A 16,209-nucleotide genomic window follows, 5' to 3' on the forward strand; every position below is an offset into this window, starting at 1 on the left:
CCTGGTCAGAAGGGCGTCGGCCGTCGTCACGGACGTTGGGCGGGTTGCAGTGGACGCTTGTTCACGTCTGACGACGGCGTGGGTAAGCGTACGGCAAAACCGTGTGGTCCTGGCACCCGTTGCAGGTGTCAAGCTGTCGGGTAGGCGAGAGCTGAACCGGCAGCGACGGAGTCAACCAAGAACTCGTCTCCGGGGAGATCACGGCATAAGCCGTAAAGCCATTGCGCAGGGAAGGCCGGGTGTTCTCCGCTGCCCTGTATGCTCGTGTGCAGCTTTTTTAGTGCAAACCGCACACGGGACCGCGGGTGCAGCGCGCACCCGGTCTTCCCTGCGCCCTCATTTTCGAGGGCAAGGAGTTTCTGGCAAAGCTCGGGCGCAATGCGTCGCGAGAATGCGAAACTGTATCCCCGTCATCCTGAGGTGCGCGCTCTTGCGGGCCTCAGGATGACGGATCGAGATAAACGGACGACCCAGAGAAACTGATGACAGAACCGAGAAGCCGCGGCGTACTGGGTCCCCCGCTTTCGCGGAGGACGACAGCGATGAGTGGGGCCGCACCGCTGCCATGATCGACCAAAATCCACTCAAATTCGACGCTGGCGCCGATGGTTAATCGCGTCTTAACCTCGCCGTATCTATGGTGGTTTGATCCGTTACCGGTCGCTCCACCGTCCCCCGACCGCTATTGAAAGTACTGGCGTATCTCGCATGGCAATGACCGCCTCTTCCGGCGTGGCGCAGGGCGCCGGCAGTATCCCGGCCGGTCAGGCCGAACGTTCGCCGTTTCTGCGGACGGCCGAGCTTCTGGCTCCCTATCAGCCCGGTAAGCCATTGATTGCATTGTCATTAGGCGAGCCGCAGCACCCGGTTCCGTCCTTTGTCGGCCCGGTGCTGGCCCAGCACATCGCCGATTTCGGCCGCTACCCGATCGCCAAGGGCATCGAGCCGTTCCGCCGGGCGGTCGCAAGCTGGCTTTCGAACCGGTTCCAGCTGCCTCGGGCAATGGATCCCGAGAGTGAAATTCTGGTGCTGAACGGCAGCCGCGAGGGCCTGTTCTTCGCCGCGATCACAGCCGCGCGCTATGTCGGCCCGCGCAAGGGCCGGCCGGCGATCCTGATGCCGAACCCGTTCTATCCGGCCTATGGCGCCGGCGCGCGCGCCGCCAATTGCGAGCCGATCTATCTGCCGACCACACGCGCCAACGGCTTCCTGCCGGATCTCGATGCACTCGACGAGGCGACGCTGGCGCGCACCGTTGCGATGTACATCGCCTCGCCGGCCAATCCGCAAGGGTCCGTCGCCTCGCGCGACTACTTCACCCGCCTGGTGCAACTCGCCGATCGCTACGGCTTCATGATCCTGAGCGACGAGTGCTATTCGGAGATCTACACCAAACAGGCGCCGGGCAGCGTGCTCGAATGCGCAGGATCCGATTTCAGCAACGTCGTGGCGTTTCAATCGCTGTCGAAGCGCTCGAACCTGCCGGGCATGCGCGTCGGCTTTGCGGCCGGCGACAAGAAATTTCTTAGCGTCTTTCACGAACTGCGCAACGTCGCCGCCCCGCAGGTGCCGGTGCCGCTGCAGCAGGTCGCGGTCGCCGCCTATAGCGACGAGGCGCATGTCGAGGAAAACCGCCGGCTCTATCGCATCAAGTTCGATCTCGCCGATCAGATCCTCGGCAATCGCTACGGCTATGCCAGGCCCGCCGGCGGCTTCTGCGTCTGGCTCGATGTATCGGACCGCGGCGGCGACGAGGCTGCAACGGTGCAGCTCTATCGCGATGCCGGCGTGCGCGTGATCCCCGGAACCTATTTGTCGCGTCCGCAGAACGACGGCAGCAATCCCGGCGCCGGCTATATCCGCCTGGCGCTGGTATCGGACAGTGAATCAACGGCCGAGGCGTTGCACCGCCTGGTCGAAACTTTGGCTTAGTCGCAGGGCCCCATGAGCATGCCAGCGATCGAACGTGTCATTCCCCTGGTTGGCCATCTGCCGGCCTCGATCCGCGACGCGCTGGCGCGGCGCCTGCGGGAGCTCGCAGGCCTGTGTCTGATCGCGATCTCCGGCGTCGCCGCCGCCGCGCTGATGACGTGGTCGGTGCAGGATCCAAGTTTGAGCCACGCGACCTCGCGTGCGATCCGCAACGTCCTTGGTTATCCCGGCGCGATCGGCGCCGATCTCCTGATGCAGATTCTCGGCCTCGGCGCGATCATGCTGATCCTGCCCGTCGCGGTGTGGGGTTGGCGCATGCTGACCCATCGCACCTTCGACCGCGAAGCGTTGCGCCTGGCCTGCTGGATCCTCTGCACCATCATTGCGGCAGGCTTTGCCAGCTGCTGGCCGCATGGCGGCGCATGGCCGCTGCCGACCGGGCTCGGCGGCGTCGTCGGCGATGCGCTGGTGCGCGCCCCAGCCGTAATCTTCGGGCCCGCCGGTTTCATCTACCGGCTGGTGCTCGGCACCATCCTGTTCGCGGCGATGTGCGCCACCTTCCTGTTTGCGAGCGGCTGGGGTTCGCGTCCACGCGACGACGAAGAGCTGACACCCATTGAGGATGACGACGCGCCGTTCGAGGAAGAGCGCGATCGCAGCTCGGTTTCGCTCGGCTGGGTCTATCATGCCCTGATGAGCGCCAAGGCCCGGCTCGGCTGGCTGATGTCCACGGCCTACCGTTCGCTGGTCGCAAGCGCGCCGCAGCCCCGCACCGCCTCGTTCGAGCGACAGGAGCCCAGTCTCGGCGGCCGCCCGGCGCCATCGATTGCCCCGCAGGCCGAGGAAGATTACGGCCACGAGGAAGAGGAAGAAGACGAGGAAGAGGAAGCCCCCGTCGCCCGCGCCCCGCGCAAGAAGGCGGCAGCGCCAAAAGCATCGACACGCAAAGACAAGTTCGAACTGCCCGCGGTCTCGATGCTCACGGCACCAAAAGCATCCGATCGCCAGCCGCTCAGCAAGAGCGAACTGGAAGCCAATTCGCGCGCGCTGGAAGGCGTGCTCGGCGACTTCGGCGTCCGCGGCGAGATCGTCAAGGCCAATCCCGGTCCGGTGGTGACGCTGTACGAACTCGAGCCGGCGCCCGGCATCAAATCCTCGCGCGTCATCGGCCTCGCCGACGACATCGCCCGCTCGATGAGCGCGCTGTCGGCACGCGTCGCCGTGGTGGCCGGCCGCAACGCCATCGGCATCGAATTGCCGAACGCGCACCGTGAGAAGGTCTATTTGCGCGAGCTGCTGTCGCTGAAGGACGAGTCGCACGCCAAGCTGCCGCTCTGCCTCGGCAAGAATATCGGCGGCGAATCCATCATCATCGACCTGGCGCGCACGCCGCATATGCTGATCGCCGGCACCACCGGCTCCGGCAAATCGGTCGCCATCAACACCATGATCCTGAGCCTGGTCTACCGGCTGCGGCCCGATCAGTGCCGGCTGATCATGGTCGATCCCAAAATGCTCGAACTCTCCGTCTATGACGGCATCCCGCATCTGCTGACGCCCGTCGTGACCGACCCGAAGAAGGCCGTGGTCGCGCTGAAATGGGCGGTGCGCGAGATGGAAGAGCGCTACAAGAAGATGTCCAAGCTCGGCGTCCGCAACATCGACGGCTACAACCAGCGTCTCGTCGAAGCCAAGGGCAAGGGCGAGGAGCTGACGCGCACGGTGCACACCGGCTTCGACAAGGAAACCGGCAAGGCGATCTACGAGGACGAAAAGCTCGACCTCGAACCGCTGCCCTACATCGTCATCATCGTCGACGAAATGGCCGACCTGATGATGGTGGCCGGCAAGGACATCGAAGGCGCGGTGCAGCGGCTGGCGCAGATGGCGCGCGCCGCGGGCCTGCACGTGATCCTCGCCACGCAGCGTCCGTCGGTCGACGTCATCACCGGCACCATCAAGGCGAACTTCCCGACCCGCATCGCGTTTCAGGTCACGTCGAAAATCGACAGCCGCACCATTCTCGGCGAAATGGGCGCCGAGCAACTGCTCGGCCAGGGCGACATGCTCTATATGGCCGGCGGCGGACGCATCAGCCGCGTGCACGGCCCGTTCGCCTCCGACGAGGAAGTCGAGAAGGTGGTGCGCCATCTCAAGACGCAGGGCCAACCGGAATATCTCGAGGCCGTTACGGCGGAAGAACCTGCCGAGGGCGAGGACGGCGCGGTGTTCGATTCCACCGGCATGGGCGGCGACGGCGGCGGCGACCTGTTCCAGCAGGCCGTGGCCATCGTCAAGCGCGACCGCAAGGCCTCGACCTCCTACATTCAACGCCGGCTGCAAATCGGCTACAACCGCGCGGCGTCCTTGATGGAGCGGATGGAACTCGAAGGCATCGTCGGCCAGGCCAACCACGCCGGCAAACGCGAAATTCTGGTCGAGGAAGAAGAGAGCGGTTTCTAGAGCGATTTCAAGCGAATAGGTCCACTAACGAACTGAATTTGGCGTAATAATTCTCACGGAAAAACGATATCTCCTTTGGTCGAAAGCGCGATAAAACCACCGGCAGTGGGACGATCCGTTGAATAGAGATTCGAAATATCTGATGACACACTACTTTACCCATCGCGGCGTCCGTTACGGACTGGCGCTTGTGATCGCCATGTCCGTTGCCGGCGCAGCGACATCAGGCTTTTCGCAGAACGTTCCGGTCCCAAAGCCCGCACCCAAGGCCCGCGACGGCGGCGTGCAGCTGAGCGCGCAGGATTCGCAAAAAGGTCCGGCGACGACGGGTGCGACCCAGGCGCCGCCGAAGGCGGGCGCGACGCAAGCGCCACCGAACCCTGTCATCCCCGATCCAAATCGCAATGTGCCCGCCAATATTTTCGCGACCTTCGATGCCAACCAGAAGGCGCAGGCCGCCAGGGTGAGTACGTATCTGTCGTCGCTGCAGACGCTGGTCGGAAATTTCGTCCAGGTCGGGCCGGACGGCAGCAAGACCAAGGGCGACTTCGTGATCCAGAAGCCGGGCAAGGTACGCTTCGAATATGACGCGCCGAGTCAGATCGCGATCGTTGCCGACGGATCCTCGCTCGCCGTGCGCGACAAGAAGCTCGCGACCCAGGACATCTATCCGTTGTCGCAAACGCCGCTCCGGTTCCTGCTGTCGGACCGTATCGATCTGTTGAAGGATACCAACGTCGTCAGCGTCACTGCCGATGACGTCTTCATCAGCGTCACCATCGAGGAGAAGCAGGCGCTGATCGGCACCAGCCGGTTGATGCTGATGGTCGGCACCAAGGACGGCCAGCTCAAGCAATGGACCGTGACCGACCCGCAGGGCTACGACACCACGGTCGCGGTCTATAATCTCGATACGTCGAAGAAGGTCGATCCCGGCCTGTTCAAGATCGATTTCACCAATTATTCGGTGCCGCCAGGCTGATGATTCTTGATTAGGGACGAAGGACGTGCGTCATCAAGCGCACGTCTTTTTCATTTCGGGCCCGCATGCGTTTTTCCCTGACCACGTGGAATATCAACTCGGTGCGCCTGCGCATCGACATCGTCGCCAAATTCCTCAAATCGGTACGGCCTGACGTCCTCTGCCTGCAGGAGACCAAATGCATCGACGATGCCTTCCCGCTGAAGCGCTTCAAGCGCCTCGGCTATGAGCATGTCGCGTTGAACGGACAGAAGGGCTATCACGGCGTCGCCATCGTCTCGAAACTGCCGTTCGAGACCAAGGATATCCGCACCTTCTGCGACAACATCGATTCGCGGCACATCTCGGTGGCATTCGGCGAAAAGGCCCAGCTCGCAAAGCCGCTGGTGCTGCATAATTTCTACGTCCCGGCCGGCGGCGACATCCCCGACCCCGCGCTCAATCCGAAGTTCGATCACAAGCTGAAATTTCTCGACGAGATGAAAGCCTGCGAACCGCTGCATCCGCGCGGCGACGACCGGCATATCCTGGTCGGCGACCTCAACGTGGCGCCGCACGAGAACGATGTGTGGTCGCACAAGCAGCTGTTGAAGGTGGTCTCGCACACCCCGATCGAATGCGAAAAGCTGCTGGCGGCACAGACCCATGGCGAATGGTTCGATGTCGCCCGGATGCGCATTCCACTGTCGGAGAAGGTCTATACGTGGTGGAGCTACCGCGCCGCCGACTGGACCGTCGGCGACCGCGGCCGCAGGCTCGATCACATCTGGGTCTCGCGCGCGCTGAAGGATGGCGTCAGCGATTTCCGCATCACCCGCGACGCGCGCAGCTGGGAGCGCCCGTCGGATCACGTGCCGGTTACGGTGACGCTGGAGGTGTGAGGTCAGAGCGTTTTCGAGCGAAGTGGATACCGGTTCGCGTGAAGAAAACGCGTCAAAACAAGAATTGCGATCAGGTAGAGAGCTTGGCGCCGGCCATCAATATATCGCTGGCAAGCTGGCTGGTGCGGGTGGCGAGTTCGTCGCGCAGCGCCCGCGCCGCGGCAGGATCGCTCTCGAGCACGCGCTGAAACAGGCTGCGCGACACCCGGATCACGGTGGAATTCTCGATCGCGATCGCGCTCGACGGCCGCTTCATCGCCACGATCAACGCCAGCTCACCGATCAGGGCACCGGGACCTGCGATGACTTCAGCGCCGCCGTCCTCGACCCGGAACGCACCGCGCTGCACGATATAGCCTGCGTCCGCCTCGTCGCCGGCGTTGAACAACTGGTCGCCGCGGCCGAATTCGCGTTGCTCCGAGCCGATCGCCAGCATGCGCAGCGCCGTCGTTCCCAACAAGCGCAGTGTCGGGACGCGCTCGAGCAGAGCTACATCATCTTCGATCGACATACGGAACCGGTGATGCCCAAAGAGGTACGATTCGTGGGCCGAATCGTATCACGGCACCAGCTTGTAGCCACCGGCTTCCGTCACCAGGATCTCGGGATTCGCGGCATCCTTTTCGATCTTCTGCCGCAGCCGGTAGATGTGGGTTTCCAGGGTGTGGGTGGTGACACCCGAATTATAGCCCCAGACTTCCTGCAGCAGCGTCTCGCGCGACACCGGCATCTGGCCGGCCCGGTACAGGAAGCGCAGGATCGCGGTTTCCTTCTCGGTCAGCCGCACCTTCCGGGCGTTGGCGCCGGTCAGCATCTTGGAGCCGGGGCGGAAGCTGTAGGGGCCGACGGAAAACACCGCGTCCTCGCTGGCCTCGTGCTGGCGCAGTTGCGCCCGGATCCGGGCCAGCAGCACGGCGAAGCGGAACGGTTTTGCCACGTAGTCATTGGCGCCGGATTCGAGGCCCAAAATGGTATCCGAATCGGTGTCGTGGCCGGTCAGCATGATGATCGGCGCCTTGAAGCCCCCCTTGCGCAGGGAGCGGACCACTTCGCGGCCGTCGGTATCGGGCAGGCCGACATCCATCAGCACCAGGTCGGGGGAATTGGCCTTGGCGGCGCTGGCGCCCTTGGCGCCGGTATCGACCGCGGAGGCTTCGAACTCCTCATGCAGTGATAATTGCTCAACCAGCGTGTCGCGCAGATCGGTATCGTCATCCACGATCAGGATCTTGCGGGCATTGGCCATAGGTACGATCCTCTAGAGGCAGGCGGCGGACACAAGTGGGAGCGTCTCAAGCCGGTCTTGGTCGGTTGGTCGATGACGAAACTGGCTCGCGGGCGAACCTCGGCCATCGGGTACGGAATCAGGTAGGAGATTGTTACAATTTCACAAGGCGAACCGCAGTGTATCCCAGATTCGAGGGGCTGTTGGATGAATGTCCTGTAATGCGCGTCAAATAGAGCAATTGCGGCCGGGGACGCAACCCCAGGATTTGGACCTTTGGCATGGGAAACACCAATTTTTCAATCACTTATGAGACAGAAGCGCGTGATCGGCCGCTCTCGGCGATCAGGGTTCATCGCGCCGCGGGCGATCCACGCCGGGGCTGGCTGACGGCCGACGGCTGGACCATCCCGGTGGCACTTGGTCGCGGCGGCATCCTCGCCAACAAGCGTGAAGGCGATGGCGGCACCCCGCGGGGCACCTACCGGCCGCTGCAATTATGGTGGCGCGCCGACCGCCACTCGCGCCCGCCAACCTTTCTGCCGGTCCGGCCAATCCGGCCCGAGGACGGCTGGTGCGAAGATCCGAAGGACCGCCACTACAACCAGCCGATACGGCTGATGCGTGACCAGATCGGCGACCGCCTCACACGCGACGATCACCTCTACGACTTCATCGTCGAGATCGATCACAACAGCGCGCCGCGTATTGCCGGCCGCGGCAGCGCGGTGTTCCTGCATCTGGCGCGCCCGAATTTTTCCGCCACGGCAGGCTGCGTTTCGATGACAAAGTCTGCGATGCTGCGGTTGCTGCGGCGGATGGGGCCGCAAACCAAAATTATTATTGGATGAACTTCATTTCAGGGTGCGGGGATTATGCAGGACAGACATCAGATTGCGTCGGCGTCGCAGACGTTGCACGACCATTGGCGCGCCGGCACCAAGCTTGACGCACTCGACGACTGGCTGCGTCCACAGGACCGCATCGAGGCGTATGCGATCCAGGCCGCGATCGAAAGATTTTCGACGACCCATCTGTTCGGCTGGAAGATCGCGGCCACCAGCGAGGCCGGGCAGAAGCACATCAATGTCGGCGGTCCAATGGCCGGACGCATTCTCGCCGAGACCGTGATCCCTGACGGCGGCACGGCGTCGATGGCCGGCAACGAAATGCGCGTTGCCGAACCGGAATTCGCGTTTCGCATGCGCTACGATCTTCCGTCGCGATCGACGCCCTACACGATGAGCCAGGTGCTCGATGCCGTCGACACGCTGCATCCGGCGATCGAGATTCCGGATTCGCGCTTTACAGATTTCGTCAGCGCCGGCGACGCCCAGATCATCGCCGACAACGCCTGCGCGCATCTGTTCGTGCTCGGCCCGGCCACGACGGCGGACTGGCGCGCGCGCGATCTGGTCGAGGAGAGACCTGTCACCACGCTACGCGGCCAGCAATTCGTCGGTCATGGCAAGAACGTGCTCGGCGATCCCCGGCTGGCGCTGACCTGGCTCGCCAACGAATTGCGCCAGCTCGGCGTAACACTGAAAGCGGGCCGGGTCGTCACCACAGGCACCTGCCATCCGCCGCTGCCGATCCAGGCGGGCGATTTCTGTGCGGTTGATTTTGGAGTGCTGGGGAAAGTGTCGGTGGGGTTCGAGTAGGCGGCTTCACGCTCGGTGTCGTCCCGGCGAAGGCCGGGACCCATAACCACCAACGCTGGTTGTCGAAAGAGGGCGTCTACCTAACTGCTCAACCGAGAAGCCGCGGCGTGAGTCCCGGCCTTCGCCGGGACGACAAGTCAGCGATGCCCGAAAATCGCGGAGCCGACGCGGATATGCGTGGCGCCGAACTGGATCGCGATCGCAAAATCGGCGCTCATGCCCATCGACAGATTCTTCAAGCCGTTGCGCGCGGCGATCTTTGCGGTCAACGCGAAATGCGGTGCCGGTGCCTGGTCGACCGGTGGAATGCACATCAATCCGGAAATCAGCAGGCCATATTTCTCCCGGCAGCCCGTGATGAACGCATCGGCCTCGCCAGGCGCGACGCCGGCCTTCTGCGGCTCCTCGCCGGTGTTGAGCTGGACGAACAATTCCGGCTGCTTTTTTTGGGAATTGATTTCCTTGGCTAACGCTTCGCAAATGCTCGGGCGGTCGACCGAGTGAATGGCGTCGAACAGCGCGACGGCCTCTTTCGCCTTGTTGGATTGCAGCGGCCCGATCAGATGCAGCGCCAGCCCCTGGTAAGCGGACATTAACCCAGGCCATTTCGCCTTGGCTTCCTGCACGCGATTCTCGCCGAATACGCGCTGTCCGGCGTCGATAATGGGCGAAATCGCCGACGCGTCGAACGTTTTGGACACCGCGATCAGTTGTACCGTCGCACGATCACGGCGCGCTTCCCTGCAAGCGCGCGCGATATCCTGCTCCACCGTCGCAAGACCGTTGGGTAAAGGTTCAGTTAGCGAGGTGGTTGTCGGAGGCGTCATATCGGTTGCGGCTCGTACATTTACGGAATTTCCTTGGATTTTACCAAGTTCGAGAAGGGCTTTTTGAACCCTTCGCTCTATCCTGCCACGCGGGGTGGGGAACAGGATGTCTGCCGTTATTTTCAACCGCAACAGAGTGAAACTCAAGAAGCTTCTGGGGATCCGCACGCGGCTGGTGCTGCTGGCGTTGATCCTGGTGGCGCCCTTGATGCTGGAACGCGTCCGTTCGCTCGAACATACCCGCTCCAAGCAAATCGCCCTTGCCACCGAAGAATTCCTCAACATCGCCCAGCACAGCGCCGATACCCAGCGCGAAGTCGTCTCCTCCGTCGAGACGATGCTGAAATCGGCGGCCTATATCCGCGCCTCCAGCGGCATCGGGCGCAGTTGCGAAATCCTGCGCGCCAGCCTGCCGAGCAACCTGCCCTGGATCCGCAGCATCATGATCGCGTCCAAGGACGGCCTCGTGCAGTGCTCGACCTTGAACATTCAGGTCGGACTGCAGATCGGCGACCGTGAATATTTCAAGAAGGCGCAGGCAAGCCGCGACTTCGTTTTCAGCGACTATCTGTTCGGCAGGACGAACGGCCGGCCGATGATGATGGCGGCCTATCCGGTGGCTGCCATCAATCCAGAGGAAGACGCCGTCGTCGTTGCCGGCATCAATATCGACTGGCTGTCGAAGATCATGACCAATCTCGGCGGGCGGCCGGGAATTTCGTCGTTGCTGGTCGACAGCGCCGGCGTCGTCCTCGCCGCGCCTACCGATCAGACCAGCATGATCGGCCGGCCGCTGGATTCGGTGCCGCTGATGTCCGCCGTGGCGGAGAAGGCCTTGAGCTCCGACGCCCCGACCGGCTCGCTTTCGTTCACCGCGTCCGACGGCTCGAATCGCACCATCAGTTTCTCCCGGATTTCCGGAACACAGTCCCGCCTGATCGTCAGCATCGACGAAACCAGGGTGACCGCCGCGATCAATCGCGAGATCCGCACCGCCTATCTTCAATTGGGATTTGTCTGCCTGTTCGTGCTGCTGGGCGCGCTGATCGGCGCGGAAAAACTGATCATCAACCCGATCGAGGTGATGACCGGCATGGCCAGGCGGTTCGGCGAGGGCGATCGCACGGCGCGCGTCGCGCGCAGCAAACTGCCTTCGGAATTCATGCCGCTGGCGCGCGCCTTCAACGCGATGGCCGCCCAGCTAAGCCAACGCGAGCGCGAGCTCCTCGCCAACAACGACCGCCTCACCGTGATCGCGTCGATCGACATGCTGTCGGGTCTCGCCAATCGCCGCGGCTTTCAGAGCCGTCTGGATTTCGAGTGGATGAAGGCGCAGCAATACAACAGCGAATTGTCGCTGCTGATGATCGATGTCGATCACTTCAAGCTCTACAACGACACCTATGGCCACCCGGAGGGCGACGCCTGCCTGACCAGGCTCGGCGAAACGCTGGCCGGCATCGCCGCCGACACCATGGGCTTCGCCGGCCGCTATGGCGGCGAGGAATTCTGCCTGCTGCTGCCGAACACCGATTCGCTGAAAGCGCTGGCGATCGGCGAGATGGTGCGCACCGCGGTGCTGGACCTGAAAATACCGCATCACACCAGCAGCCATCACACCGTCACCGTGAGCATCGGTGTGGCCGGCACGCTTCCGAACGACGCGCAGCGCCCGGGCGATCTGATCGAGGCCGCCGATGCCGCCCTCTACGCCGCCAAACACCGCGGCCGCAACACCGTGGTCGAGCATGGATTTGCGAAGATGGTGGATCAGGCCGGGATGGCGCTGGCGGGCTAGCCCGCCACCCGCTGCTCGGGCACGAGTTCGGCCTCGGTGACGACCCGGTTGCGGCCGGTCTTCTTGGCCTGATAGAGCGCGCGGTCGCAGCGCTCGATCAGATCGGCCATCGATTCGCCGCCCTGGAACTGCGCCACTCCGATGGAGATGGTGATGCCAGGCAGTGCTTCTCCGGTCGAACGGCGGGAGATGTGGCATTCGGCAACCAGGCGCCGGATGCGTTCCGCAATCGTGGCAGCCGTCGTCAGGCCGGCGTTCGGCAGGATGACGATCAACTCCTCGCCGCCATATCGCGCCGGCAGATCGATGTCCCGCACGGCCTCGCGCAACACCCTCGCCATCAGGCGCAGCACCTGGTCGCCGACCCCGTGACCGAACTCGTCGTTGAAGCGCTTGAAGTGATCGATATCGATCAGAAGCGCACTCACTGGATCGTCCTGCTCCATCGCCGCGAGCTGAGCCTTGCGGAAGAACTCCTCCAGCGCGCGGCGGTTCGGCAGGCCGGTCAGCGTGTCTGTCTTGGCCCGCTCCTCGGACTTGACCAGGGAATCGCGGATCGTCGCCAGTTCGCGTGATTTCTCGACAAAGCCGACTTCGAGCTTGGTGGCGCGCGTCGTCGCCTTGGAGAGTTCGCTCATCAGGCTCTCGATCAGCAGCTTGGGATCGACGCCGGCCCCGGTGCGCTCGGTGACATCGTTGATGGCGGCCATTTGCGTGCGGTTGTCGGCGATCGCCGTGGTCAGGAACTGCTTGGCCGACGCCATTACCGAATGCAGTTGCTGGGAGACTTCATAGGCCACCGCCTCGTCGGCGGCCTTCGATCCGATATAGCTCTCATAGATTTCACGATTGGTCTGGGCGTCGAATTTGCGCTTGTTGCCGATCAGGATGTCGATCGCCCGCTTCAGCACCGGCGGCGTGCCGAGCGTATAATTGAACCAGACATGGAAATTGTTCGGCGTCGGCGGCACGCGATGCTCGGCCATTGAGCGCATGGCCGTTTCAGCGACCGATGTCGCGTATTCGAAATCGAGCTCGTCGAATCCCGCGGTCACGGCTTTGATGGCTTCCTACCGGTGAATTGGTGCTCTTTTCATAGGCAGGTTCCCATAAATTCGTTAAATGCCCCTCAACCGACCCGCCGGCATGCGGCTCCAGACGCCCCAGGGCGCCCGTCGATCTGCGCCAACCCGTTGACCCCGCAACCGCTTTTGTGGCCTAGTCCGCCGTCTTTTAGACGGCCCCGAATCCATAAAAGCCCAGCGATTCCATGACCTCCGAACGCTATAACGCCCGTGACTCCGAGCCGCGCTGGCAACGCCAGTGGGACCAGAAGGCGATCTTCGCCTCCAAAAACGACGATTCCCGGCCGAAATATTACGTCCTCGAGATGTTCCCCTACCCGTCCGGGCGCATCCATATCGGGCATGTCCGCAACTACACGCTCGGCGACGTGCTGGCGCGATTCATGCGCGCCAAGGGCTTCAACGTGCTGCACCCGATGGGCTGGGACGCGTTCGGGCTGCCGGCCGAAAACGCCGCGATCGAGCGCAAGGTCGCGCCCAAGGCCTGGACCTACGACAACATCGCCGCGATGAAGAAGCAGCTGCAGTCGATCGGACTGTCGCTCGACTGGAGCCGGGAATTCGCGACCTGCGACCCCAGCTATTACAAGCATCAGCAGAAGATGTTTCTCGACATGCTGCGCGCCGGTCTCGCCGAGCGCGAGAAGCGCAAGCTGAACTGGGACCCGGTCGACATGACCGTGCTCGCCAACGAGCAGGTGATCGACGGCCGCGGCTGGCGTTCCGGCGCCGTGGTCGAACAGCGCGAGATGAGCCAGTGGGTCTTCAAGATCACGAAGTACTCGCAGGAACTGCTGGACGCCCTGGATGGGCTGGATCGCTGGCCCGACAAGGTGCGGCTGATGCAGCGCAACTGGATCGGCCGCTCCGAGGGCCTGCTGGTGCGCTTCGCGCTGGATGCGGCAACGACGCCGGCCGGCGAGAGCGAGCTGAAGATCTTCACGACGCGGCCCGACACGCTGTTCGGCGCGAAGTTCATGGCGATCGCGGCCGACCATCCGCTGGCGATCGCGGCGGCAGCGAAGAATCCCAAGCTCGCGGAGTTCATCGCCGAGGTCAAACGCATCGGCACCGCCCAGGAAATCATCGACACCGCCGAAAAGCAGGGTTTCGACACCGGCATCCGCGCGGTGCATCCGTTCGACCCGAACTGGAAGCTGCCGGTCTATGTCGCCAACTTCGTGCTGATGGAATACGGCACCGGCGCGATCTTCGGCTGTCCCGGGCACGACCAGCGCGACCTCGATTTCGTCAATAAATATGCGCTCGGCGTCACGCCCGTCGTGTGTCCGGAAGGCCAGGACCCGAAGACGTTTGTAATCACGGACACCGCCTATGACGGTGACGGCCGCATGATCAATTCCCGCTTCCTTGATGGCATGACCATCGAGCAGGCCAAGGAAGAAGTCGCAAAGCGGCTGGAGAGTGAACTGCGCGGCAACATGCCCGTCGGTGAGCGGCAGGTGAACTTCCGCCTGCGCGACTGGGGCATTTCGCGCCAGCGCTATTGGGGCTGCCCGATCCCGGTGATCCACTGCCCGAAATGCGACGTGGTGCCAGTGCCGGACAGCGACTTGCCGGTGGTGCTGCCGGAGGACGTGACCTTCGACAAGCCCGGCAACGCGCTCGACCATCATCCGACCTGGAAGCACGTCGCCTGCCCCAAATGCGGTGGCAAAGCCCAGCGCGAAACCGACACCATGGACACGTTTGTCGACTCGTCCTGGTATTTTGCGCGCTTCACCGATCCCTGGAACGAGAACGCGCCGACTACGCCTGACGTCGTCAACCGGATGTTGCCGATCGACCAGTATATCGGCGGTGTCGAGCACGCGATCCTTCATCTGCTGTACAGCCGCTTCTTCACCCGCGCGATGAAGGCGACCGGCCATATCGGCATGGACGAGCCGTTCGCCGGCATGTTCACGCAGGGCATGGTGGTGCACGAGACTTACCAGAAGGCCGACGGCTCTTACGTCACGCCCGCCGAGGTGAAGATCGAGACCGGCGGCAATGGCAAGCGCGCCCTTCTGCTGACGACGGGTGAAGAGGTCGCCATCGGCGCGATCGAGAAGATGTCGAAGTCGAAGAAGAACACTGTCGACCCCGACGACATCATCGCCACCTACGGCGCCGACGTCGCGCGCTGGTTCATGCTGTCGGACTCACCACCGGATCGCGACGTGATCTGGAGCGACGAGCGCGTGCAGGGTGCCTCGCGCTTCGTGCAGCGGCTGTGGCGGCTGGTCAACGAATCGGCCGAGATTGCCAAAGCAGCCCCGGCCGCCCGGCCAGCCTCGTTCGGCGACGATGCGCTGGGCTTGCGCAAGGCGGCCCATGGCGCGCTGGACAAGGTGTCGAACGGCATCGAGCGGCTGCATTTCAACGTCTGCCTCGCCCATATCCGCGAATTCACCAATGTGCTGGCCGAGGTGCTGGGGCGCGAGGGGCAGCCGGCGCCGGACCTGGTCTGGTCGGTCCGGGAGGCCGCGGTCATCCTTGTTCAATTGTTCGCGCCCATGATGCCTCATCTGGCCGAGGAGTGCTGGACGGTATTGGGGCAATCCGGGCTGATTTCAGAAGCCAATTGGCCCCAAATCGAACGCGATTTGCTGGTTGAAGACACGGTGACGCTGGTGGTTCAGGTCAACGGCAAAAAACGGGGTGATGTAACCTTGCCACGGGGCGCCCAAAATCCGGAAATTGAGGCTGCCGTTCTGGCCCTTGATGCGGTAAAACTGGCCCTGGGCGGCAAGGCCGTCCGTAAGGTGATTGTTGTTCCCATGAGGATCGTGAATGTCGTTGGCTAGGACCCGGATCGCCGCTCGGCTGCTCGCCGTTGTCGCTCTGGCGGCGCTGACGGCCGGCTGTTTTCAGCCGATGTATGCCGAACGCGCCGACGGCTCGCCCGGCCTGCGCGAAAAGCTGATGGGCGTGGAAATCCCGCCCGTCGACAAGAACAACGCCTCCCGCGAGGCCCGCATCCAGGTCGAAATCCGCAACCAGCTGGCGTTCAAGCTTTATGGCAATGCGACCGGCATGCCGCCGACCCATCGGCTGGTGCTGCGGTTCTCCACCAGCCGCTCGTCGCTGATCCTCGATCCGACCACCGCGCTGCCGTCGAGCGAGAATTACGGTATCGACGCGCAGTACAATCTGATCGATCTGGCGACGAACAAGTCTGTCATGACAGGCACGACCTTCTCCCGCGTGTCCTATGACATCCCGGGCCAGATGCAGCGTTTCGCCCGCGCCCGCGCCTTCCGCGACGCCGAGGATCGCTCAGCCAATGAGATCGCTGAGAACATCCAGACCCGGCTAGCGTCGTTCTTCGTCGCCGGCACCTGATCCCGCA

Annotated in this window: 13 protein-coding genes; 9 read left to right on the forward strand and 4 right to left on the reverse strand. The window is 63.2% G+C overall.

Going from position 1 to position 16,209, the window contains the following annotated elements; translation table 11 throughout:
• Positions 1–708 precede the first annotated feature (708 nt).
• The 4 genes from JQ558_RS09950 to JQ558_RS09965 all read left to right on the forward strand — a co-directional run bounded on the left by JQ558_RS09950 (position 709) and on the right by JQ558_RS09965 (position 6,258).
• A complete protein-coding gene (locus tag JQ558_RS09950; RefSeq protein ID WP_212293539.1) occupies positions 709–1,932 on the forward strand; it encodes an aminotransferase class I/II-fold pyridoxal phosphate-dependent enzyme in 1,224 nt (407 codons plus the stop codon).
• Between the two features lie 12 nt (positions 1,933–1,944).
• On the forward strand, positions 1,945–4,395 hold the full coding sequence (locus JQ558_RS09955) for a DNA translocase FtsK (protein ID WP_212293540.1): 2,451 nt from the start codon (positions 1,945–1,947) through the stop codon (positions 4,393–4,395).
• A 142-nt stretch (positions 4,396–4,537) separates the two neighbouring features.
• Complete coding sequence (locus tag JQ558_RS09960; protein ID WP_212207612.1) at positions 4,538–5,377, forward strand: outer membrane lipoprotein carrier protein LolA; 840 nt, start codon at positions 4,538–4,540, stop codon at positions 5,375–5,377.
• Between the two features lie 65 nt (positions 5,378–5,442).
• Complete coding sequence (locus JQ558_RS09965) at positions 5,443–6,258, forward strand: exodeoxyribonuclease III (RefSeq protein WP_212207611.1); 816 nt, start codon at positions 5,443–5,445, stop codon at positions 6,256–6,258.
• Positions 6,259–6,328: 70 nt separating this feature from the next.
• Here JQ558_RS09965 and JQ558_RS09970 read toward each other — a convergent pair whose 3' ends face one another.
• Together JQ558_RS09970 and JQ558_RS09975 are read right to left on the reverse strand one after the other, a co-directional pair.
• The gene (locus JQ558_RS09970) at positions 6,329–6,769 is read right to left on the reverse strand and encodes a Crp/Fnr family transcriptional regulator (RefSeq protein WP_192740640.1); all 441 of its coding nucleotides are present in this window, start codon (positions 6,767–6,769) and stop codon (positions 6,329–6,331) included.
• A gap of 48 nt (positions 6,770–6,817) precedes the next feature.
• Positions 6,818–7,504, reverse strand: a complete 687-nt coding sequence (locus JQ558_RS09975; protein ID WP_044539278.1) for a response regulator transcription factor — start codon at positions 7,502–7,504, stop codon at positions 6,818–6,820.
• 260 nt (positions 7,505–7,764) lie between these two features.
• On the opposite strand from JQ558_RS09975, the gene JQ558_RS09980 reads away from it, so the two are divergent.
• Complete coding sequence (locus tag JQ558_RS09980; protein WP_212274446.1) at positions 7,765–8,334, forward strand: L,D-transpeptidase; 570 nt, start codon at positions 7,765–7,767, stop codon at positions 8,332–8,334.
• A 24-nt stretch (positions 8,335–8,358) separates the two neighbouring features.
• Entirely contained in the window at positions 8,359–9,144 is a 786-nt protein-coding gene (locus JQ558_RS09985) for a 2-keto-4-pentenoate hydratase (RefSeq protein WP_212293541.1), read from the forward strand.
• Positions 9,145–9,281: 137 nt separating this feature from the next.
• Here the strand turns inward: JQ558_RS09985 and JQ558_RS09990 are convergent, their stop codons facing one another.
• Positions 9,282–9,971: a YggS family pyridoxal phosphate-dependent enzyme gene (locus JQ558_RS09990; protein ID WP_212293542.1), complete on the reverse strand. Its 690-nt coding sequence runs from the start codon at positions 9,969–9,971 to the stop codon at positions 9,282–9,284.
• A 106-nt stretch (positions 9,972–10,077) separates the two neighbouring features.
• On the opposite strand from JQ558_RS09990, the gene JQ558_RS09995 reads away from it, so the two are divergent.
• The gene (locus tag JQ558_RS09995; RefSeq protein ID WP_212293543.1) at positions 10,078–11,769 is read left to right on the forward strand and encodes a diguanylate cyclase domain-containing protein; all 1,692 of its coding nucleotides are present in this window, start codon (positions 10,078–10,080) and stop codon (positions 11,767–11,769) included.
• Here JQ558_RS09995 and JQ558_RS10000 read toward each other — a convergent pair.
• Positions 11,766–12,755 (reverse strand): GGDEF domain-containing protein, encoded by a 990-nt coding sequence (locus JQ558_RS10000; protein WP_212293721.1) that lies wholly within the window; start codon positions 12,753–12,755, stop codon positions 11,766–11,768. The two genes, JQ558_RS09995 and JQ558_RS10000, sit on opposite strands and share 4 nt — an antisense overlap.
• Positions 12,756–13,039: 284 nt before the next feature.
• On the opposite strand from JQ558_RS10000, the gene leuS reads away from it, so the two are divergent.
• Both leuS and lptE read left to right on the forward strand, forming a co-directional pair.
• The gene (gene leuS / locus JQ558_RS10005; protein WP_212293544.1) at positions 13,040–15,664 is read left to right on the forward strand and encodes a leucine--tRNA ligase; all 2,625 of its coding nucleotides are present in this window, start codon (positions 13,040–13,042) and stop codon (positions 15,662–15,664) included.
• Positions 15,651–16,202, forward strand: coding sequence for an LPS assembly lipoprotein LptE (gene lptE / locus JQ558_RS10010; RefSeq protein ID WP_212207605.1), 552 nt, complete (start codon positions 15,651–15,653; stop codon positions 16,200–16,202). The genes leuS and lptE overlap by 14 nt, the downstream gene beginning before the upstream one ends.
• Positions 16,203–16,209 lie beyond the last annotated feature (7 nt).

Source organism: Bradyrhizobium sp. AUGA SZCCT0160 (assembly GCF_018130105.1).
Lineage (GTDB): Bacteria > Pseudomonadota > Alphaproteobacteria > Rhizobiales > Xanthobacteraceae > Bradyrhizobium.